This window comes from Paenarthrobacter sp. NPDC058040 (genome assembly GCF_042885775.1).
In the GTDB taxonomy this organism is placed as follows: domain Bacteria; phylum Actinomycetota; class Actinomycetes; order Actinomycetales; family Micrococcaceae; genus Arthrobacter.
In genome coordinates this window covers 1-19,932 of sequence record NZ_JBHVRN010000006.1, presented here as the reverse complement: position 1 = coordinate 19,932, position 19,932 = coordinate 1, and the positions used below count along the sequence as shown (strand labels likewise).

19 protein-coding genes and 7 tRNA genes are annotated in these 19,932 nt (G+C 62.7%); 20 read left to right on the top strand and 6 right to left on the bottom strand.

Annotated features, from left to right (window positions below):
- Positions 1 to 149: 149 nt before the first annotated feature.
- Positions 150 to 1,499 carry an FAD-binding oxidoreductase gene (locus ACFVSJ_RS09430; protein ID WP_387436219.1) on the top strand — a complete coding sequence of 450 codons (1,350 nt, stop codon included), beginning with the start codon at positions 150 to 152 and terminating at the stop codon, positions 1,497 to 1,499.
- Positions 1,500 to 1,640: 141 nt separating this feature from the next.
- Here ACFVSJ_RS09430 and ACFVSJ_RS09425 read toward each other — a convergent pair whose 3' ends face one another.
- The 4 genes from ACFVSJ_RS09425 to ACFVSJ_RS09410 form a co-directional block, all read right to left on the bottom strand.
- Positions 1,641 to 2,594, bottom strand: a complete 954-nt coding sequence (locus ACFVSJ_RS09425; RefSeq protein WP_387436217.1) for an ornithine cyclodeaminase family protein — start codon at positions 2,592 to 2,594, stop codon at positions 1,641 to 1,643.
- A gap of 105 nt (positions 2,595 to 2,699) precedes the next feature.
- Positions 2,700 to 3,848 (bottom strand): Glu/Leu/Phe/Val dehydrogenase, encoded by a 1,149-nt coding sequence (locus tag ACFVSJ_RS09420; RefSeq protein WP_387436695.1) that lies wholly within the window; start codon positions 3,846 to 3,848, stop codon positions 2,700 to 2,702.
- A gap of 162 nt (positions 3,849 to 4,010) precedes the next feature.
- Positions 4,011 to 4,934, bottom strand: a complete 924-nt coding sequence (locus ACFVSJ_RS09415; RefSeq protein ID WP_387436693.1) for a LysR family transcriptional regulator — start codon at positions 4,932 to 4,934, stop codon at positions 4,011 to 4,013.
- A gap of 91 nt (positions 4,935 to 5,025) precedes the next feature.
- Positions 5,026 to 5,100: transfer RNA gene (locus tag ACFVSJ_RS09410), tRNA-Val, on the bottom strand.
- A gap of 264 nt (positions 5,101 to 5,364) precedes the next feature.
- Between ACFVSJ_RS09410 and ACFVSJ_RS09405 the strand changes: the two genes are divergently transcribed.
- The 9 genes from ACFVSJ_RS09405 to ACFVSJ_RS09365 all read left to right on the top strand — a co-directional run bounded on the left by ACFVSJ_RS09405 (position 5,365) and on the right by ACFVSJ_RS09365 (position 9,304).
- Positions 5,365 to 5,437, top strand: a tRNA-Gly gene (locus ACFVSJ_RS09405).
- A gap of 45 nt (positions 5,438 to 5,482) precedes the next feature.
- Positions 5,483 to 5,553: transfer RNA gene (locus ACFVSJ_RS09400), tRNA-Cys, on the top strand.
- Between the two features lie 38 nt (positions 5,554 to 5,591).
- Positions 5,592 to 5,666, top strand: a tRNA-Val gene (locus ACFVSJ_RS09395).
- Between the two features lie 57 nt (positions 5,667 to 5,723).
- Positions 5,724 to 5,796, top strand: a tRNA-Gly gene (locus tag ACFVSJ_RS09390).
- A gap of 25 nt (positions 5,797 to 5,821) precedes the next feature.
- Positions 5,822 to 5,896: transfer RNA gene (locus ACFVSJ_RS09385), tRNA-Val, on the top strand.
- A gap of 57 nt (positions 5,897 to 5,953) precedes the next feature.
- Positions 5,954 to 6,029 (top strand) — tRNA-Gly (locus ACFVSJ_RS09380).
- A gap of 168 nt (positions 6,030 to 6,197) precedes the next feature.
- On the top strand, positions 6,198 to 7,646 hold the full coding sequence (locus ACFVSJ_RS09375; protein ID WP_387436214.1) for an amino acid permease: 1,449 nt from the start codon (positions 6,198 to 6,200) through the stop codon (positions 7,644 to 7,646).
- Positions 7,647 to 7,736: 90 nt separating this feature from the next.
- On the top strand, positions 7,737 to 7,970 hold the full coding sequence (locus ACFVSJ_RS09370; RefSeq protein ID WP_387436212.1) for an antitoxin: 234 nt from the start codon (positions 7,737 to 7,739) through the stop codon (positions 7,968 to 7,970).
- A gap of 119 nt (positions 7,971 to 8,089) precedes the next feature.
- The gene (locus ACFVSJ_RS09365) at positions 8,090 to 9,304 is read left to right on the top strand and encodes a benzoate/H(+) symporter BenE family transporter (protein ID WP_387436210.1); all 1,215 of its coding nucleotides are present in this window, start codon (positions 8,090 to 8,092) and stop codon (positions 9,302 to 9,304) included.
- An 81-nt stretch (positions 9,305 to 9,385) separates the two neighbouring features.
- Here ACFVSJ_RS09365 and zapE read toward each other — a convergent pair whose 3' ends face one another.
- On the bottom strand, positions 9,386 to 10,423 hold the full coding sequence (gene zapE / locus ACFVSJ_RS09360) for a cell division protein ZapE (protein ID WP_387436208.1): 1,038 nt from the start codon (positions 10,421 to 10,423) through the stop codon (positions 9,386 to 9,388).
- A 209-nt stretch (positions 10,424 to 10,632) separates the two neighbouring features.
- Between zapE and ACFVSJ_RS09355 the strand changes: the two genes are divergently transcribed.
- From ACFVSJ_RS09355 to ybaK, 3 genes are read left to right on the top strand one after another with little or no spacing between them, the layout of a single operon-like run.
- Positions 10,633 to 11,559, top strand: coding sequence for a sulfurtransferase (locus tag ACFVSJ_RS09355; RefSeq protein ID WP_387436206.1), 927 nt, complete (start codon positions 10,633 to 10,635; stop codon positions 11,557 to 11,559).
- A 37-nt stretch (positions 11,560 to 11,596) separates the two neighbouring features.
- Positions 11,597 to 12,064, top strand: a complete 468-nt coding sequence (locus ACFVSJ_RS09350) for a SufE family protein (RefSeq protein ID WP_387436204.1) — start codon at positions 11,597 to 11,599, stop codon at positions 12,062 to 12,064.
- Between the two features lie 4 nt (positions 12,065 to 12,068).
- Complete coding sequence (gene ybaK / locus ACFVSJ_RS09345) at positions 12,069 to 12,566, top strand: Cys-tRNA(Pro) deacylase (RefSeq protein ID WP_387436202.1); 498 nt, start codon at positions 12,069 to 12,071, stop codon at positions 12,564 to 12,566.
- Positions 12,567 to 12,568: 2 nt separating this feature from the next.
- On the opposite strand, the gene ACFVSJ_RS09340 is transcribed toward ybaK, so the two are convergent.
- Complete coding sequence (locus ACFVSJ_RS09340) at positions 12,569 to 13,837, bottom strand: alpha/beta hydrolase family protein (protein ID WP_387436200.1); 1,269 nt, start codon at positions 13,835 to 13,837, stop codon at positions 12,569 to 12,571.
- Positions 13,838 to 13,949: 112 nt separating this feature from the next.
- Here ACFVSJ_RS09340 and ACFVSJ_RS09335 point away from each other — a divergent pair, with 112 nt between their 5' ends.
- The 7 genes from ACFVSJ_RS09335 to ACFVSJ_RS09305 all read left to right on the top strand — a co-directional run bounded on the left by ACFVSJ_RS09335 (position 13,950) and on the right by ACFVSJ_RS09305 (position 19,859).
- Positions 13,950 to 14,441: a hypothetical protein gene (locus ACFVSJ_RS09335; RefSeq protein ID WP_387436198.1), complete on the top strand. Its 492-nt coding sequence runs from the start codon at positions 13,950 to 13,952 to the stop codon at positions 14,439 to 14,441.
- Between the two features lie 14 nt (positions 14,442 to 14,455).
- Positions 14,456 to 14,896 carry a peptide-methionine (R)-S-oxide reductase MsrB gene (msrB, locus tag ACFVSJ_RS09330; protein ID WP_387436196.1) on the top strand — a complete coding sequence of 147 codons (441 nt, stop codon included), beginning with the start codon at positions 14,456 to 14,458 and terminating at the stop codon, positions 14,894 to 14,896.
- A gap of 186 nt (positions 14,897 to 15,082) precedes the next feature.
- A complete protein-coding gene (locus tag ACFVSJ_RS09325; RefSeq protein WP_387436193.1) occupies positions 15,083 to 16,450 on the top strand; it encodes a DUF6421 family protein in 1,368 nt (455 codons plus the stop codon).
- On the top strand, positions 16,450 to 16,632 hold the full coding sequence (locus ACFVSJ_RS09320) for a hypothetical protein (RefSeq protein ID WP_387436191.1): 183 nt from the start codon (positions 16,450 to 16,452) through the stop codon (positions 16,630 to 16,632). The genes ACFVSJ_RS09325 and ACFVSJ_RS09320 overlap by 1 nt, the downstream gene beginning before the upstream one ends.
- A 43-nt stretch (positions 16,633 to 16,675) precedes the next feature.
- Entirely contained in the window at positions 16,676 to 17,755 is a 1,080-nt protein-coding gene (locus ACFVSJ_RS09315) for a threonine aldolase family protein (protein ID WP_387436691.1), read from the top strand.
- 59 nt (positions 17,756 to 17,814) lie between these two features.
- Positions 17,815 to 18,474 carry a DUF3000 domain-containing protein gene (locus ACFVSJ_RS09310; RefSeq protein ID WP_387436189.1) on the top strand — a complete coding sequence of 220 codons (660 nt, stop codon included), beginning with the start codon at positions 17,815 to 17,817 and terminating at the stop codon, positions 18,472 to 18,474.
- Positions 18,475 to 18,533: 59 nt separating this feature from the next.
- Complete coding sequence (locus ACFVSJ_RS09305; protein WP_387436187.1) at positions 18,534 to 19,859, top strand: HRDC domain-containing protein; 1,326 nt, start codon at positions 18,534 to 18,536, stop codon at positions 19,857 to 19,859.
- Positions 19,860 to 19,932: the final 73 nt, after the last annotated feature.

Here is a 19,932-nt window from a genome sequence, read left to right as displayed (position 1 = left end):
GCCCGCCCAATACCCCCCCCCACCAATCACCTGACGATCCAAACAACTTATCTCTTACCGGTGGGGGGGCCCCCCCCGCGCCCCCCACCCCCATCTCTCGGTTCATGACGAGCCAGGTCTGATCCCGACCAGACAAAGGAAACATCAAAGTGAGTATCATCAAGGAATTGACGGAAGGGCTGGAAGGCAAGGTCCTGACCGATCCGGACCACCTGCATCGCTACTCTTCCGACGCCTCGCGGGCCACACCCAAGGGACTGCCGCTTGCTGTCCTGCTCGCGCGCACAACCCAGGACGTCGTGGCGGGCGTCCGGTGGGCAGCACGGAACCACCTCACTGTCTCAGTCCGGGGGGCGGGCACCGGGCTCGCCGGCGGCGCAGTTGCATACCCTGGCGGTCTGGTTATTTCCCTCGCCGACATGGACAACATCCTCGGCATTGATCCAGGAAACAGACTCGCCGAGGTCCAGGCCGGCGTCATCACCGCTGATGTTGACGCTGCCGCCGCCGAGTACGGGCTCATGTACGCGCCCGATCCCGCCAGCTTCCGCCAGTCGACGATCGGCGGGAACATTGCCACCAACGCCGGCGGGCTCCGATGCGTGAAGCACGGCGTGACCAGCGACAGCGTGGCCGAACTGGAAGTCGTGCTGGCTGACGGCGAAATTATCCGCACCGGCTCAAAGACTCGGAAGAACGTGGTCGGGTACGACCTGACCAGCCTGTTTGTCGGTTCGGAGGGAACGCTGGGCATCGTTACCTCGGCCACTGTCAGACTGAAACCCCGCCCTGCCGGGAAGGCTGTCACCTTTCGTGCGACATTTCCTACAGTTGCGGCCGCCGGCCGAGCAGTTGCAAGCATCATGAGCAGCCACATAGTCCCCGAGGTCATGGAACTGATGGACAGGGCCAGCGTGGAAATCGTCGAAAACTTCCACCCGACAGGGCTCTCGACAAACGGTGCCGCCATTCTTGTTGGCCAATTCATTTCACCCACATCGGAAGGGGATGCGGCCTTTGCTGCAAGGCTCTGCAAGAACGCAGGCGCCAGCGATGTCGAGCAGGCAGAGGGCGACGTGCTCCTTGAAGCACGCCGCGTATCCGGCAAGGCGCTCGACGCCAGGGGCCTGCGTGCCTCCTGCGACGTCGCCGTGCCCATCGCCCGTCTCGCCGAGATGTTCGATGCCCTGGAAATTATCAGCGCGAAGGAGAAAGTGGCCATCCCGACATTCGCCCACGCCGGCGATGGAAACCTCCACCCCTCGGTTGTCATAGCTGACGAATCGAACGAGGCCTACGCTGAAGCCGAACGGATTCTGGACCTCATCACCGATACGGCGCTTCGACTCGGCGGCACAATCAGCGGAGAGCACGGCGTTGGATCGCTCAAATTCGGATCCTTGACAAAGCAACTGGACCCCGCCACCCGCGCGGCGCACCTTCGGATCAAGAACGCTTTCGATCCGCAGGGAATACTCACCCCGGGCCGCGGCGTCTGAGCCAAGGGGCATAGGGCATAGGGCATAGGGCAAGGACAACCCTACGACACGGCAATTTATGTCGTAGCGCAGGGGATCACCGGAGAACCTCCAGCCTGGGCATGGCTGCATCAGCATCGTGGCTGCCCGGCCTGGAGGTTCTCAATGCGCAGCGGCCCGTACCACCGAAGGGGCGCGGGTTTCCGCGGAGTGGATTTCGAAGGCTGCCGCCGCGATCGCGAGGTCTTGCCAGGGCATACCTGTCGTCTTGAAGACGGCGGGGCGTCCTTCCTGAATACTCCGACGGCCGCAGACCAAGTCCGCGAGGGTGATGAGTTGATCGGGCCCAGTGATCGCTCCTGAGGCCATTGCTTGGATGATTTCCCCGGCCTCACGCTGGGAACTCTGAAGCGACTCGACGCAGATACTCGCCCGCGACATCAGCACATCATCGAGCTCCCGGCTTTCTGGTTCGTGCGAGCCCATCGAGACGACGACGGAAGTTTCCCTCACCAAGGAACCATCAAACAGAGGGTTGGCCGAAGCGGTACAGCAGATGATGATGTCTGCTTCCGAGACTTGGTCAGTGGTCGCGACTTCCGCCTCGATCCCTATCGCCGACGCGCGGGCTGCCAGGACTTGGGCCGCCGCCTGATTTCGCCCAACAATACCTGTTCCGGTCAGGGCAAAGACGCTGTTGAAGGCTTTGATGTGCTCCCAGGCCTGGGGTCCCGTCCCGAAGACGAGCAGCCGCTGCGGTTCCGATGAGGCCAGGTGCAATGCACCCAGAGCCGACACTGCAGGAGTCCGGAGATTCGTTAGTGCGCGTCCATCCAGAATTGCCAGGGGACGCTGATCGGGGCCACCAAAAAGAGCATAGATACCTTGGATGACCGGTAAACCGGAAGATGCGTTACCGGGACTGATCGTCAGCAGCTTTGTCCCCGTGTACTGTCCCGAGGTCGAAGGCATCTGCAGGAATTGACCCCCATCATAGGTGGCGAGCCGGTTCCTTAGTCCGTCGTTCTCGGGATCCAGCCCTCCCTCAAGGGTCTCTCGAAGCCTGGTGACGGCGGCGGGAACCGAAATGGCCTTGGCGATATCTGAACCACTCATAAACAGAGGGCCGGCCTGATTCATCTGAATCCTTTCTGGGTTGTCCAAGTTTCAGTGCGGGGGCAAAGAGGGCAGGACTGGTCGAATGATAATTGGTTGCTGGGTTCAGACCAGAACGTCAATGACGTCAGTGGCCTTCCGGGGAATCTGGCGCCGCACTTCCATTGCCTCACGTACGCGCCCTTGCGCCAACCTGTAGGCGGCTTCGTGCGATGTCAGCCCGGAGCGGGTGCTTTCTTCAAGAACGGCCGTGGTGTTGGCCCTGAGTTTCGTGGAGATCATCGTGAAGATATCCTCAGGATCCACAGCAAAAGGAGAATACCGTGCCGCCATGGAATGGGCTGCGGCAACAATTCCACCGGCATTGGCAATGAAATCGGGGACTACCGCAATGCCGCGTTCGTGAAGGATCCTGCGCGAGCTGGGCGATGTGGGCAAGTTCGCCCCTTCAATAATGAGCAACACGTTGGTTGATGCGGCTACGACATCATTGACAGTGTCTTCGCGGGCGGCGGGCACCAGAATGTCGGCGTCCACATTCAGCGCGGTATCTGATGGACGTACGGGCCCGTAACGGTGGACGCACGCATCTCCGGACTCGGCGCGGAGGCCGACCAGCTTGGCTATGTCAAGACCGTTGGCATCATGGACCGCCCCTTCCGCTGTTGAGACCGCCACAACGCTGGCCCCCAGCTCCACGAAGCGAACAGCTGCGGCTTGACCGACAGCGCCGAACCCTTGGATGGCTACACGCGCGCCCGCCAAGGAGAAGTTCCGGTTTTGGGCTGCCGCCTCCGCTGCTTCGGCTACGCCATACCCTGTCACACCGAGCTGATCATAGGGGAAACCCCCTAGCGCCCGAGGGAGGCCTGTGGACGCACCGCGGTCTCCCAGTTCGTCCCGGAAGATCGCCGCGTCCTCCTCGGATAAGCCCATGTCCAGCCCGAAAACGTACTCTGACGGGACCTCGTTGGAGAGGGCACGGGCGAAAGCCCGAAGGATTGCTTCCTTGTTGGGATCGTTGGGGTCTCCCAGGATGCCGGCCTTGGCCCCGCCGTGGAAGAGATCCACGGCCGCCCATTTCCACGTCATGGTTCGCGCCAGCCGGGCAACTTCCTGGACAGTGAGGCTGGGACTCATTCGAGTTCCACCTTTGCCTGTTCCCCGTGCAGTGTTGTCCAGAACCAAGACCCCGCGCATACCCGTTTTTCGATCAGAGACGACGACGATCTTTTCGGGTCCCCACTCATCCATCAGTCCAAATACACCGTCAGTCACTGTGCCATCCCTATGTCTTGAAGCATTAGCAGTTATGCCTCCAAGCTTGCAGCTCCCCTCAAGCCATTCACCAGAGCTTCAGGACCACAGTTGGTCATGCCGGACTAAGTAATGCTTGGGCTCGCATGACCGAGGAGACTAGGCCGTGGAAACCCTCGGTGTGCTGCCTGCCACCTCCCGGGCCGCTTGTTGCAATGCCGTGACGGCGCCTTGGACAGCGGGGTTGACGCTCGTGTGCGGATGGATCGCGAGGACACGCCTGCGCACATAAAGGTCCGAGACCGACGCCGTTGCAACCCCCTCCGTGTCCACATGCCCCAAGGCTGGAACCAGTGCGACGCCCAACCCGCTTCGCACGAATCCTCGTACGACGTCGTAATCGTTGCTTCGAAAGCTCACGTCCGGTTCGAATCCCGCAACTGCGCACGCACGGCGGAGAGAACGAGCTCCGGACGTTCTCTCCCCCGTCGAAATCCATGTTTCACTTTCCAGTTCCGCCAGTGAGATTTCCGTGTTCGCCAAGCGATGGCCCTCAGGCAGGAGCAGCACCAGATCCTCGAAGAGAAGCGTCGTTGAACTCAATGCTTTGGGCCAGGAATGAGGCACCAGGTCGTACTGGTAAACAAGCGCCAAGTCGAGATCGCGTTCCAGGACCAAGGGAACGAGCTTGTCCGGTTCGCCTTCGTCGAGTTCGATCTTGACCCTGGCCGGTGAACCAACGAAGAGCGACAAAGCCTGCGGCAGTATCTTCTGGCTGGCAGTTGGAAAGCTGCCGAGCCGAATGCGCCCTATGCTGCCTTCGGCCATCGACCTGACTTCGTCTTCAAAGATGCCATAGGCCGTCAAAACCTCTTGCGCCCTGACAGCCAGGAATTCGGCGGCCGGAGTCGGACGAATGCCGTGGGCATCGCGTTCGAACAGTGACATCCTGACCATTCGCTCCAAGGCAGACATTTGCTGGGACACAGCCGAAGAGGTGTAGCCGAGGCGCCGTGCGGCTTCGGCGAACGAACCGGTCCTTAGAACAACCATTAGCGTTCTCAGATGCGAAGGATTGAGCATGTGGTCAGCTAACCCCATGCCCCTTCCTGGCGCAAAGGAATGACGTTACCGCCGCAAACAAGAAAACCCCCGGAGTTCCGGGGGTTTCCATTGGTGGGCGATACTGGGTTCGAACCAGTGACCTCTTCGGTGTGAACGAAGCGCGCTACCACTGCGCCAATCGCCCGGGTTCATCGGTGCATCAACTGCCCGGTGCATATAGAAGACTAGCCCACCCTGCCGGGAATGCAAAACGGCTCCGACCCTGCAAACTACTGCAGTGGAATTACAGGCGTGAAACTCTCAAAAATCCCCGAACTTTCAGGGATCCAGCCCCCATCAAGCAGATATGAACGACGCCGATTTGGTGTTTGCTGCAACCTCCTATAGAGTTTTTACTCGTCGGAAAGCGACGGAATGCCTGAAGGGGCGGCCCGGAGCAAACCACACTGCGGACGTAGCTCAGCTGGTAGAGCACCACCTTGCCAAGGTGGATGTCGCGAGTTCGAATCTCGTCGTCCGCTCGCAAGGCACTGTCAGGCATGAATTCCCCGGAATCCTGCTTACACGGTGGGTTGGCCGAGAGGCGAGGCAGCGGCCTGCAAAGCCGTATACACGGGTTCGAATCCCGTACCCACCTCGGTGAAAACCATGCCTTCCAGCTTCTGCTGGATGCATGGGCGATTGGCGCAGCGGTAGCGCGCTTCCCTGACACGGAAGAGGTCACTGGTTCGATCCCAGTATCGCCCACCAAAACAAGGCAACTTGTTTGTTGTTGAGAGCCAGGTAGCAACCAGGCGAACAACATGTGCGGACGTAGCTCAGCTGGTAGAGCACCACCTTGCCAAGGTGGATGTCGCGAGTTCGAATCTCGTCGTCCGCTCTCCTTCTTCGAAGGACCCGGCAACGGGCGATTGGCGCAGCGGTAGCGCGCTTCCCTGACACGGAAGAGGTCACTGGTTCGATCCCAGTATCGCCCACCAAAACAAGGCAACTTGTTTGTTGTTGAGAGCCCGGTAGCAACCAGGCGAACAACATGTGCGGACGTAGCTCAGCTGGTAGAGCACCACCTTGCCAAGGTGGATGTCGCGAGTTCGAATCTCGTCGTCCGCTCCAAAGAAAAAGCAGCTCCCCCGGAGCTGCTTTTTTTGTGCCCAAACTCCGCCGAGCCGGAATTCATCAGCCGATGTAACCAATAAGGCTAAGAAAAAGTCGCTTTATCCAATGTGATTGGTCTCGCATAATGTACTGCGAACTCATCACCAATCACCCTTGGGAGTACCCATGATTCAACAGACCGCTTCCCAGTCTGTCCTGAGGCGAAAGCCGATCGACGACATCGAAGAAGAAAGCAAACACAGCGGGCTCTTCAAGAGCCTTGGCCTCTGGCAACTGACGGCCATCGGCGTCGGCGGAATCATCGGCGTCGGCATCTTTTCGCTGGCCGGACTCGTGGCCCACGGTGACGCCACCAACCCCGGCGTCGGCCCCGCAGTCCTGATCTCGTTCCTGGTCGCCGGCCTCGCATCGGGCGCGGCCGCACTTTCCTACGCCGAATTCGCCGGGATGATCCCCCGGGCTGGTTCGGCCTACACGTACGGGTACGTCGCACTCGGGGAAATCATCGGCTGGTTCATCGGATGGGACCTCCTGTTGGAGTACATCGCAATCGTCGCAGTGGTCGCCATCGGTATCTCCGGTTACTTTGATGCTTTCCTGTCCGGGATCGGAATACATATGCCGACGTGGATGACCTCCACCGCCGATGAAGGCAAGGGCGGCATCATCAACCTGCCCGCCATCCTCGTTTGCCTCCTGGTCACGTGGATCCTCAGCCGGGGAACCAAGGCGTTCGGACGGTTTGAACTGGTGGCGGTGGCCATCAAGGTGGTCCTGATCCTGTTCATCATTGGATTGGGCATCTTCTATATCAACACCGAGAACTTCAACCCGTTCATGCCCAGCGGGTTTGGTCCTGTCCTTGCCGGCGCGGCCACGGTCTTCTTCGCTGTGTTTGGCTACGACGCCATGAGTACAGCCGCCGAGGAAGCCAAAGACGGCAAGAAGCACATGCCCAAGGCAATCGTCCTGTCCCTCATCATCGCCATGCTGCTCTATGTTGCGGCCACCCTGGTACTGACAGGCATGCAGAACTATAAGGACATCGACCCCAAGGCCGGTTTTGCCTCGGCGTTTGCCGGCGTCGGCCTGCCCGTCATCGCCACCATCATCTCGGTGTTCGCCGTCCTCTCCATCCTCACCGTGATGCTGACGTTCCTTTTGGGCGTTACCCGGGTCTGGTTCTCCATGAGCCGGGACGGCCTGCTGCCAGGGTGGTTCGCAAAGACGGACAAGCATGGCACACCACAGCGCGTCACGTGGATCGCGGGTGCCGGTTCGGCCATCCTCGCCGGCGTCTTCCCCATCAAGGAAGTCGCAGACCTGACCAACATCGGTATCCTCGCCGCATTCGTGGTGGTCTGTGTCTCGGTCATTGTCTTCCGCTACACCAAACCCGACGCACCTCGGACCTTCCGCCTGCCGTTGATGCCGGTGGTACCCGCGTTCGGTGTCCTCGCCTCCGCGTTCCTGATGGCCCAACTGCATTGGCAGACGTGGCTCCGCTTCGGCGTCTGGCTGGTCATCGGCCTGCTGATCTACTTCCTCTATGGCCGGAAACACTCCTTGATGAACCCAGACAGCCCGCGCCACCTGGAGGCGGCTAAGCCCTAGGCGAAGTGGCCTGCAGGATCCTTGGCACCCTTGCTGACTGGTGTTAGGGTCAGTCCCGGAGGAGCGAACTGGCTCCGCGACGGAAAGGAGGTGCCCGTGGGATTAATTGACGACCTGAAGGGCAAGGCTCAGGGTCTCATTCAGGGCAACGAAGAAGCCATCCAGAATGGCATCGAAAAGGCCGGAGACTTCATCGACGAGAAGACCGGCGGCAAGTTCGCCGGACAGGTTGATGCCGTCCAGAACGCCGCTTCCGATTTCGTGGCCAAGACTGACGGTGAAGCCAACCAGGCTCCCGCAGCGGATGAGCCGAAGCAGCCGTAGCTGCCTGAGCCGCCATACCAGATACGTCAAGGGGGCACCGGTCCCGCCGAGAGGCGCCACCGGTGCCCTTGGCGTTTAACGAGCCCGCCCAGGCCCGGCCCTCAGGTAGTTTGGAGACTATGCCTTCGCCCTCTTCAGCTGTCCAACGCCCCACCAGCAAAGAGGGACTCGGTCCACCCGTTTCCGCCGGTATCGTGACGGCACTGGTCGGTTTCACTTCATCCTTCGCCGTTGTCCTGGCCGGCCTGCGGGCCGTGGGTGCCAACCAGTTGCAGGCGGCCAGCGGCCTGCTGGCGCTGACGCTGGCCTTTGGGCTCGGCATCCTCTGGCTGTCATGGCGGTCCAAACTCCCCATCACGCTGGCGTGGTCCACTCCGGGGGCCGCGCTGCTCGCCTCGGCAGGAATGGTCGACGGCGGCTGGCCGGCGGCCGTAGGCGCCTTCCTGATCGTCGGGGTACTCATCCTCCTGACAGGTTTGCTGCCGGTGCTGGGAAAGCTGATGGCCAGGATTCCCACCACCCTTGCGCAGGCCATGCTTGCCGGGGTCCTCCTCCCCTTGTGCCTTGCCCCGTTCAAATCACTCGGTTCCGCTCCCCTGCTGGTTGGCCCGGTGGCGCTGTGCTGGTTGCTCATGATGAAGTACGCCGCACGCTGGGCGGTCCCGGCTTCCCTGCTGGTGGCGCTGGGCGTCATTGGCATCCATCTTGGCGTGAACGGCGTCCAGCTTCCCCTCGATTCCCTGATGCCCCGGCTCGAATGGACGGCCCCGGCCTTCACCGTCGAAGCGGCCGTCGGAATCGCCCTGCCTCTGTTCATCGTCACCATGGCATCGCAAAACATTCCCGGCGTGGCGGTGCTGAAGTCGTTTGGATTCACCACCCCGTGGCGGTCGTCCATGGTGGTAACCGCTGCCGGGACCCTTGTGGGCGCGCCTTTTGGCGGCCATGCCATCAATCTTGCTGCCCTCAGTGCCGCCTTGGCAGCAGGAGAAGAAGCCGGCCGGGATCACGGCAGGCGGTGGATCGCCGCCTTTGTCTCCGGCTTGGCTTACCTGCTCCTGGCGGTGTTCTCGGCAGCCCTTGTAACGATCGTCGCCGCCGCACCGCCTGGCCTTCTGGAAGCCGTGGCCGGCCTTGCGCTGCTCGGCACATTGGCTTCATCCATCTCTTCGGCGCTGGCGGTTGCGGAAGACCGCATTCCGGCGTGCATCACGTTCCTTCTTGCTGCGTCCGGACTCAGCTTCGCGGGAATTGGGGCGGCCTTCTGGGCTCTGGCCGGTGGAATCCTCATCCGCTGGATCCTGAAGTCGCGGGAGCCCTTACATCAGCGATGAGGCCACCCAACGAAAAGACCGCTTGGGCATTGCCCAAGCGGTCCCATCATCAAAGTGCGTTCGTTGTTCCGGCTTGCGGAATCAAGCCGGCTCGTGATTCTGTCCCTCACGGGCCAATGCCGTCAGTCTTGAGACGGCCCGGAAGTACTTCTTCATGTAACCGCCGTTCATCATCTCGTCCGTGAAGAGCTTGTCGAACGGAACACCGCTGGCCAGGATCGGTACGTCCTTGTCATAGAGGCGGTCGGCAAGCACCACGAACCGCAAGGCTACGGCCTGCTCGGTAATTGTTTCCACATCCCGCCAGACCACAGCTTCCACGCCGGAAATCAACTGACGGTAGCGACTCGGGTGGACGCCTGCCAGGTGGTCCACCAGCGTGCGGAAATCGTCGACGGCCACGGTCCTGCCATCGAACTCCGCCTGCATGCGGTGTTTGAGTTCTTCGGTTTTGAGGGGCGCCGGGGCTGCGGGCAGACCCCGGTGCCTGAAGTCCTCGCCATCGATCCTCACGACGTCGAACTGGTCCGCGAGGACCTGGATTTCGCGTTGGAAGTCCACAGCCGCGAAGCGGCCTTCACCCAAGGAACCCGGCAGCGTGTTGGACGTCGCCGCCAGCTTGACACCGGCGTCGGCCAGTTCCCGCATGAGGCGGGACATGAGGACAGTATCGCCGGGATCGTCCAATTCGAACTCGTCAATGCAGACCAGTTTGTAGTTGCTGAGCGCCTCCACGGTCTTTCGGAAGGACAGCGCGCCCACCAGGTTGGTGTATTCAACAAAGGTGCCAAAGGCCTTCGGACCAGGGGACCTGTGCCACAGGGAGGCCAAAAGGTGGGTCTTGCCTACGCCGAAACCGCCATCGAGGTAGATTCCAGCCCTGGTGGCGGTTTTCTTGGCGAACAACTTCTTGAACAGCCCGCCATTGTCATCGGCGCCCACGCTGTCGGCAAACGCGGACAGCAACTTGACGGCGTTGGCCTGGCTGGGCTGGGAGGGGTCCGGACGGTAGCTGTCGAACGAGACCTCGCCGAAGCGCGGGGAGGGGTAGAACCCTTTGAGGAGTTCTTCCACTGAGACTGCCGGTGTACGGGCAGCCAATTGTTCGATCTGTACCACGGTGGTCCGTTCTTCAGGTTGTGGGTCCCCAGCAAGAATACCGGCATCGGGGGCTTCACGAACGGGCACGTGACCAAGGCCATGTTTCACCATATGAACAGCGGGGAAGCATTGGCTGCGGCCCGTGGTTACTGTTGGGAGCAAGCCCGGCAGGCTGGTGCAGCGCCTTCCCGTGCCTGGCTCCGTCCGTTGTCAGAAAGGCCACCACCATGTCCTACCCCGTTGAACAGAACGAAAAGTTCGCCGCCTACGCGAACCCCGAACGACTCGTATCCACCGAATGGCTCTCCGCAGCGCTGGCAGACGGCGCCCTCGCCGAGGGCAAGCTGGTGGTTGTTGAGTCCGATGAGGATGTCCTCCTGTACGAAACCGGCCACATCCCCGGCGCCGTCAAGATCGACTGGCACACCGACCTGAATGATGAGGTCACCCGCGACTACGTTGACGGCGCAGCCTTCGCGGCGTTGGTTGCCTCCAAGGGGATCTCCCGCGACAGCACCGTGGTCATCTACGGCGACAAGTCCAACTGGTGGGCCGCCTATGCCCTGTGGGTCTTCACGTTGTTCGGCCACGAAGACGTCCGCCTCCTCGATGGTGGCCGCGACAAGTGGATCGCCGAGGGCCGTGAACTCACCACCGATGTGCCCGCTCCGGCTGCCGGTTCCTACCCGGAAATCGAGCGCAACGACGCTCCCATCCGCGCCTTCAAGGAAGACGTCCTGGCTCACTTGGGCAACCCGCTGATCGACGTGCGCTCCCCCGAGGAGTACACGGGCCAGCGCACGCACATGCCTGCCTACCCCGAAGAGGGCGCCCTCCGCGGCGGCCACATCCCCACCGCCGCATCCGTGCCGTGGGCCAAGGCCGCTGCCGAAGACGGCACCTACCGGTCCCGCGAAGAACTCGAAGCCTTGTACCTCGGCGAAGCCGGGCTGCAGGCCGGCGACGACGTCGTGGCGTACTGCCGCATCGGTGAGCGCTCCAGCCACACGTGGTTCGCCCTGAAGTACCTGCTGGGCTTCGACTCCGTGCGCAACTACGACGGTTCCTGGACCGAATGGGGCAACGCCGTCCGCGTTCCGATCGTCAAGGGCGCCGAACGCGGCTCGGTTCCTGCGGCCTTGGTCCGTAACTAGCGCGTCATGCGGCGTCGCAGTGCGTAAGCTGGAAGTGATGAGTACCAACACTTTGCCCGCCGCGTTGGCGGAAATTGTCGATGACTTCCAGGCATTGTCCGAGCCTGAACGCCTGCAACTGCTGCTCGAGTTTTCCCGTGGGCTGCCGGAGCTGCCGGAGCGGCTGAATGACCATCCGGAATTGCTGGAGCAGGTTGTCGAATGCCAGTCCCCGCTCTTCCTGACCATCGAATCAGAGAAAAACGGGACCGACCCCGCCGGTGCCCGCGCCTACCGGTTGTTCTTCAAGGCTCCGCCGGAAGCACCCACCACCCGTGGGTTTGCCGGCGTTCTGCATGAAGGACTCGATGGCTTGACGGCACGGGAAATCCTGGCGGTTCCGGACGACATGCCGGAGCTGCTGGGATTGACCCGGGCCATCACTCCCCTGCGCATGCGCGGAATGACCGCCATGCTGGGGCGCATCAAGCGGAAAGTGGCAGCGGCCAGCAGGCTCGAACGCTAGCGCCATGGCCAAGAAAACGGCTTCACAGGGAACGCCGGCTACAGCAGCTTTGACTGCGGCCGGCGTTCCTTTCGTTGCGCATCCCTACGCCCATGACCCTTCGGCCGCCAGCTACGGACTGGAAGCCGCCGAGGTCCTGGGCATCGATGCCGCCAGGGTCTTCAAGACGCTCATGGTGGAGGTCGAGGGCAAACTCGCTGTAGGGATCGTTCCCGTGTCCGGCAGCTTGGACCTCAAGGCTGTGGCGGGCGCCCTCGGATCCAAGAAGGCCTCCATGGCCGACCCCAAGGCAGCCGAACGGCGCACTGGCTATGTCCTGGGCGGGATCTCCCCCTTGGGCCAACGCCAGCCCTCACCAACGGTCCTGGACGACTCGGCGTTCGCCTTTGAAACGATCTTCGTTTCAGGCGGTCGCCGGGGCCTGGACCTCGAATTGTCACCGGTCGACCTCGTTCGCCTGACCAAGGCCGTCACGGCGAAGATCGGCACTTCGAAGGACTGACGTCAGGCGCTCCGGACAGCAGGCGCGGGATTTCCCGGGTTGGTTCGGGGAGCCAGTTGCCGTTGCAGCCAGGACGTGACCAGGCGTTCCCACTTGCCTGGGTCGACGTTCCATTCCTTGGTATGGCGCGCACCGTGGAAGGGCTCGAACGTCACCATTTCCGGGTTCTTCTCCGCCAGGCTCGCGGACGGTTCAAACGGAACATAGTCATCATCCACGCTGTGGATCACCAGGGTGGGCGTCCGAAGCTCCACGGCCCTGGCTTCCCAATCCATGGCTTTGAGGTCCACCGGTGCGGCGAGGCCGGTCAGGCGCCGTCCCAGCGGATGGCTGAGCATCAGCTGTCCGTACCTGCCCACGTTGTAGGGAATCTTGTTCATTTCGGCGTGGTGGGCCATGACGTTGACCCAGTTGATGACCGGTGCGTCGAGCACCAGCGCCCGGATCAGGTGCCTGTGCTTTGCCAGGTCCGCTGTTTGCAGGCTGATGGCCCCGCCCATGGACCATCCGAAGAGAACCACTTCCTTGGCACCGTGTTCCAGGGCGTACTCGATAGCAGCTTCCACGTCACGCCATTCGGTTGATCCGAGGCCATACCTGCCGTCCAGGGCAGACGGCGCCAGACCATCGTTCCGGTAGGAAATCAGCAAGCTGTCCAGGCCCAACTCCTTGGCCGTCCGCACCGCCCGGAGTCCCTCAAGCCGGTTGGCGCCCCGGCCATGCACCATGATGGCCCAGACCGGTGCGGACACAGCTGCGTCCGCGCGGACCAGCCACGCCGGGGCCTTGCCGCCGTCGACCTCGATGTCCACGTCCTCGGCCGCCAGGCCTATCGCCGAGGGATCCGGGTAGACGGCACCGCTCCACCAACCGCGCCGGGCCCCGGAAAGGTCTCCGCTGTAGGTTTCCTCCACTTCGCGGAGCACCGTTTGCTCAGCCGGCGAGTAGGACACGATCCTGCCGATCCTTGCATGCCCCCTTCCACCGTCGAAGAAAAGGCTGAAGACGCCGTCGATCGTCGTATCGGGCGTGGCGGCGAGGATGACCTGCAGGCCGTCGTTGCCGCGGATGACGGCGAGGACCTCCTGGTCCTCGTTCCTGGCCGCGGGCGTAATGACGCGGCGTGCAAAATAGACCGCGAGCGCTGAAGAACCTGCCGCCACCAAGGCCGCGAGTGACCCGCCCGTGAGGATTCCCGCAATGCCCCATTTGGCGCGCAAGGAGAGTGTGGAGTCTGCAGCGTCACCCGCTGGCTTGTGCTTCGATGCCATGGCTCCATTCTCTCTACTCTGCCGGCTTGGTGCGCACACACCGCGTTCGGGACGGGCAGAATTGCTGGTCAAAAGCCTGCGGTGTGGAGTTCGACGGGTCTACGCTGTAGCCATGAGCGATCCCATCGTCATCCTGACAGAAGAGCCCCTCGGCCACGACGACCGTGCGAACATTGCCAAGCTGCTCGACGACGGCGACGCGCCGATCGTCGTCCTGGTTCCGGCCAATACGGAGCGGCACCTCCTGGTCGACTTCCTGGAGAACCTTTCGTTGCTTGATATCGCCAAGGCGTTCAAGGAACTGGGCGCGAAGTCGCCGGACCCGCAGGTTGAGCGGGCCGAGGCCACGGAGGCACTGGCAACTTCGTTGGCTGCCCTGGCGGGTCTGGGAAGCGGTGTCACCGGCGAGATTGTCGACGGCGGTGCCGTGGCCGGCCTGGTTGCCAAGGTGCGTTCGCTCGATGCCGCCCAAGCCGTGGTAGTCACCCGCCCGCATGCCATCGCCGACACTTTCCATACGGACTGGGCCAACAAGGCACAGGACCAATTGGGGCTCCCTGTGCTGCATCTGTATGCCGGCTCGGGATTTATCGGCGACTCCTGAGCGTTGCATAGGACATGACTTCATCTGAGAACACCAGCCCTACTGCCAACGTGCCCGTGGAGAAGTCCGATGCCCAGTGGCGTGACGAACTGACCCCTGACGAGTACCGGGTGCTCAGGCAGGCGGGAACCGAGCGTCCGTACACTGGCGAATACTGGGACACCCACACGAAGGGCGTCTATCAGTGCCGGGCGTGCGGCGCGCAACTCTTCACCAGCGGAGAGAAATTCGATTCGCATTGTGGCTGGCCGTCTTTCTGGGCGCCGCTGGCCGAGGGCACGGTCCGCTACCTTCATGACCGGACCTTGGGCATGGAGCGTATCGAAGTGCGCTGCGCGAACTGTGATTCCCATCTGGGCCACGTCTTTGAGGGCGAGGGCTACGACACCCCCACGGACCAGCGGTACTGCATCAATTCGATTTCGCTTCGCCTCGTGGAGTCGGACGATTCCTGATCGTCGTGGTGCGGGTTCCGGATCCGGATCCCGCACCGTTCAGCGGCTTCCGCTGGAGCTTGAGGGCCCCAGCCCCGGACTTTGCAAAAGAGCTTCTTATGCTTGACCCTGTTTTGAATTAGCGATGCTTCTCTCGTTGCTACGCTCGCCTCAGAAGCACTACCTACTTCGAAAGGGCTGAGTTCCATGACAATCATCGCCACCTCCACCCTTCCGCTTGTCACTGCCGACAACGCGGACTGGAAGGCGCTCAAGGCCGCTGCCACGGCCCTCCAGGCACATCAGGAACAGGACGGCTCCATCGCCGATCCGGCCACGCACGCAGACGCTGCAGGCCTGGTGGCCACCCTCTCCGAGGCCATCAACAACCTGGCACCCAGTTTCCCCCATGACGCCCGCTACCTGGAATTGCTCGTGGCAGACTTCGCCCGCTGGGTTGAGGGCGGCTTCGGCGTTCCGGACTTCCTGGATTCCCTCCAGGCCTTCCAACCGCAGCAACAGCGGATCGACGGCCTCCAGCACCTAGTGGTCTTCCCGATGTACACACAGAACGGAAGCACCAACCGTTTGGTTGAAGCTGTCCTGATCGAGGTCATCTGGCCGGAGTTCATTGGCGGCCTGGAAGCCGGCGAATACTCCAACAAGCTCTTCGTGCCGATCCGGTTCGTCGATTTCACCTCCGGCTACGACACCAACTCTGCTGTGTTGTTCCCTGAAACAGTCGCGGTCCGCGAAACGCCAAGGTTCACCTGGGGTGCCATTTTTGCCGACCGTGAGGCCGCGCGTTTCCGCCGCGTCCTCAAGGCAGCCGCCGCAACCACCTCGCTGGAGCTGCCGGAGGATGCCGCCCAACTCCTGGAGGACCAGGAGCTCACCCAGCGCACCTTCGTCATGTGGGACCTCATCCACGACCGCACGCACATGCGTGGCGACCTTCCCTTCGATCCCTTCATGATCAAGCAGCGGATGCCCTTCTTCCTCTACTCCCTCGAAGAGCTTCGGTGCGACCTGACGGCGTTCCGCGAAGCAGTCCGCATCGAGAAGGACGAGGAAGCAGACGCGGACGCCCGCAAGCACGCGAAGCTGGTGCAGTACGCCGTGATCTTCGACCGGATCTTCCGTTTTGCCATTACGGGCAGCCGGGTCAGGAACTACGACGGCCTGGGTGGGCAGTTGCTGTTTGCCTGGATGCACCAGCACCGCGTCCTCCACTGGACCGACAGCAAACTCAGCATCGACTGGGAGGAAGCTGCCGCCGTCGTGGTTGAACTGGGCGCGCGCATTGAGGACCTGTACTGGCGTTCCATCGACCGGCCAAAGGCGGCACACTGGATTGCCGCCTACCAGCTCATCTCCGAGACCGTTACGCCGCACCCCGCATCGGTATGGGCCAAGGGTCCTGACGCACTCCCCCTTGCGGGCCCTCCGCGGGCACTGACGGACCAGGTCCTCGACGACGAATTCCCGCTGTCCATGTTCTACGAAGCCTTGGAGAAGAAGATGCGCCCCGTGATCGAGTCCACCACCGGCATCACTGGCGCAATGGCGGCTTGATGCCACCACTGACTGTCCTTGTGACCGGCGGAAGCAGCGCCTCCGGCGTCGCCACGGCGCATGCGTTGGGGGCCGCCGGTCACAAGGTATTCACAGTCGGTTCCGACCCCGGCCGCATCCAGTCGACCGCCGACCAGCCCGCCGAACCCCTGAACGGCCAGCGGATCCTGCTGGCGAAATAGACTTGAAAGCGTGAATGAACAAGTGACGAGCACAACAGAAGCTATCCACTCTGAAGGCAGCACAACGGATAACGGCCGTCTGCACAACCCCTCGGTGCGCGGATTCGCGTCGGACAACTACTCCGGCGTCCACCCCGAGATCCTTGCTGCCCTTTCCGGCGCCAACGGCGGCCACCAGGTTTCCTATGGCGAGGATGTTTACACCGCCCGCCTCCAGGAGGTCATGGAACAGCAGTTCGGCCCCGGAATTGAATGCTTCCCGGTCTTCAACGGCACGGGCGCGAACGTGCTGTCCCTGCAATCACTGTTGCCCCGCTGGGGAGCAGTGGTTTGTGCCTCCACCGCCCACATCAACATGGACGAGAACGGGGCGCCGGAACGTATCGGCGGCATCAAGCTCCTCCACGTCCCCACCACCGACGGCAAGCTGACCCCGGAGCTCATCGACCGCGAGGCCTGGGGTTGGGGAGACGAACACCGCGCGCAGCCGCTGGCCGTCTCCATCACGCAGACCACGGAGCTCGGAACGTGCTACACACCGGAGGAAGTCCGTGCCATCGCCGACCACGCCCATTCCAAGGGCATGAAGCTGCACATGGACGGAGCACGGCTGGCGAATGCAGCGGCCCACCTGGGTGTGCCCCTGAGTGCATTTACCCGCGATGCCGGCGTCGACATCCTGTCCTTCGGCGGGACCAAGAACGGACTGCTGTTCGGTGAAGTAGTGGTTGCCTTGAACCCGGAAGCCGCACACGGCCTGAAGTTCCTGCGCAAAATGAACATGCAGCTGGCATCGAAGATGCGCTTCATCTCCGCGCAATTCATCGCCCTGCTGGAGGACGGCCTCTGGCTGCGCTCGGCCGGCCACGCCAATGCCATGGCATCGCGCTTGCGCGCCGCCATCGAGGACATCGACGGGGTTGTACCTACCCAGGCAACCCAGTCGAACGGGGTCTTCGCCATCCTGCCCGAGGGCGTTGCCGACCGGTTGCGTTCCTCGTTTGCGTTCTATGACTGGGACGCTGCCCGGCGCGAGGTCCGGTGGATGTGTTCCTTCGACACCACCGAAGAAGACATCGACGCGTTTGTTGCCGCCATCAAACGGGAGCTCGCCGCCGGATAATGCCGCATTCCGGGGCGGCGAGCCTGCACAGGATCGCCGCCCCGGGCGCATAACCTGCGATGGTGAACGCCCTCGCACAGGTTCCCTCGGATTTTCTCTTTGCCTTGGGAACGCTTCGAAAAGCACAGTGCCGCAGCGAATTGCGGCTGGACGAGATCCCTGCCCCTGCCCGGCTGGCGCCGTACGCGGTAGCCCTTGGCGCGGAAGTCTTCAGTCCTACCGCCGCCACCCGCCGCGTCCCTGTCCACGGACCAGCCGCCAAGGCCTTCATCGAAAACAACAGCGGAAGCCCTTCCGACGACGAAGACGACGAACTTGCCACAGGCCGGTTCATCCTGCTCCATGACCCTGAAGGCTCCGCGGTCTGGGAAGGCGAGTTCCGCATCGTCACCTACATCCGCGCCCAGATGGACGCCGAAATGGGCAACGACGCGATGCTCGGATCGGTCGCCTGGACCTGGCTGGTCGAAGCCCTGGAGAACCACGCCGCACCCTACCGGGCTGCCGGAGGAACTGCCACCCGGATCCTTTCGGAGAGCTTCGGCACCTTGGCCGAACGCCCGGACACCATCGACATAGAACTCCGGGCGTCCTGGACGCCGGCGAACTCCAATGTGCAAGCGCATCTGGAAGCGTGGTCTGACATGGTTTGTACTTTTGCCGGCCTTCCTCCGCTGCCACCAGGGGTGACTGGCCTGCCCAACAGGAGGCTCAATTGACCTCCCCGACGAACCCCGGCCCGGGCGTCGACGGCGCGTATCGGTAAGCTTAAGCAATCATGACCCCTGAAAACCTGGAAAAAACCACTGCCGGCGACCCGGTTGCTGATCCCACAACACACATCACGGTTGAAGGCTTCGACGGCCACGTACCTGTTGTCATTGAACTGGACACGCCCCGCGAAGGCGTGCCCCGCGTCATTGACACCCCGTCCGGCCTGGAGCGCTGCGCAGCCGCCATAGCCGCAGGTACCGGACCGGCCGGCGTCGACGCCGAACGCGCTTCCGGCTTCCGCTACGGCCAGCGGGCATTCCTTGTGCAGATCCGGCGCGAAGGCGCCGGAACCTGGCTGATCGACCCCGAACCGTTCGACAACCTGGAAATCGTCAACGATGCCCTCCGTGGCGTCGAGTGGATCCTGCACGCAGCCACCCAGGACCTCCCCTGCCTCTCCGAACTCGGCATGTGGCCGGACAAGCTCTTCGACACCGAACTCGCAGCCCGCCTCGCCGGCCTGCCCCGCGTTGGCCTGGCCGCCGTCATCGAGCAATTGCTCGGATTCGGCCTCGCCAAGGAACACTCCGCGGCGGACTGGTCCACCCGGCCACTCCCCGAGCCATGGTTGCGCTACGCGGCCCTGGACGTGGAGGTCCTCGCCGAACTCCGCGAAGAACTCATTGAGCTCCTGGAAGCCGACGGCAAACTCGACTTCGCAGAACAGGAGTTCGCTGGGATCCTCGCCGCAGGAATCGCGCCGCCCCGCGTAGATCCCTGGCGCAAGACCTCGGGACTCCACCAGATCCGCGACCGCCGGCAGTTGGCCGCAGTCAGGGAACTGTGGCTTGAAAGGGACCAGCTGGCGCGCAAGCGGGATGTTGCCCCTGGCCGCCTGATTCCCGATTCCGCCTTAGTCGCGGCGGCCAAGGCCCTTCCCACCACGGTTCCCCAGCTGCTGGCCACCAAAGGCTTCCATGGCAGGTCCGCGCAGCGCGAAGCGCCGAGGTGGTTGCGCTGCATCAGCGCGGCACGCGCACTGACCGAGCTGCCGCCGCTGCACCTGCCCACCAACGCTCCACCGCCGCCGCGCGTGTGGGTTGACCGCGATCCCGAAGCCGCAGCACGCCTGGCCACGGCAAGGCCCGCTTTGCAGGCGAAAGCTGACGAGCTCAAGCTGCCCGTTGAAAACCTGCTCACCCCTGACTATCTCCGCCGCGTCATGTGGCGGCCGCCGGCGGATGTCTCGCTCGAGGCAGTGTCCGCCGAATTGCGGGAGCTGGGTGCACGCGAATGGCAAATTGCCATCGCCGCGCCTATCCTGGCCGATGCCTGCCTCAACCCGCAGCCCCTTCCGCCCAAGGAGCCAAAGTCCAAGGACGCATCCTGACACCACCATCCAGGAGGCCCGCGTGAGAACCAAGGTGCGGATACAGGGGGCGTGCGGGTTTGGAGCGGTGGAT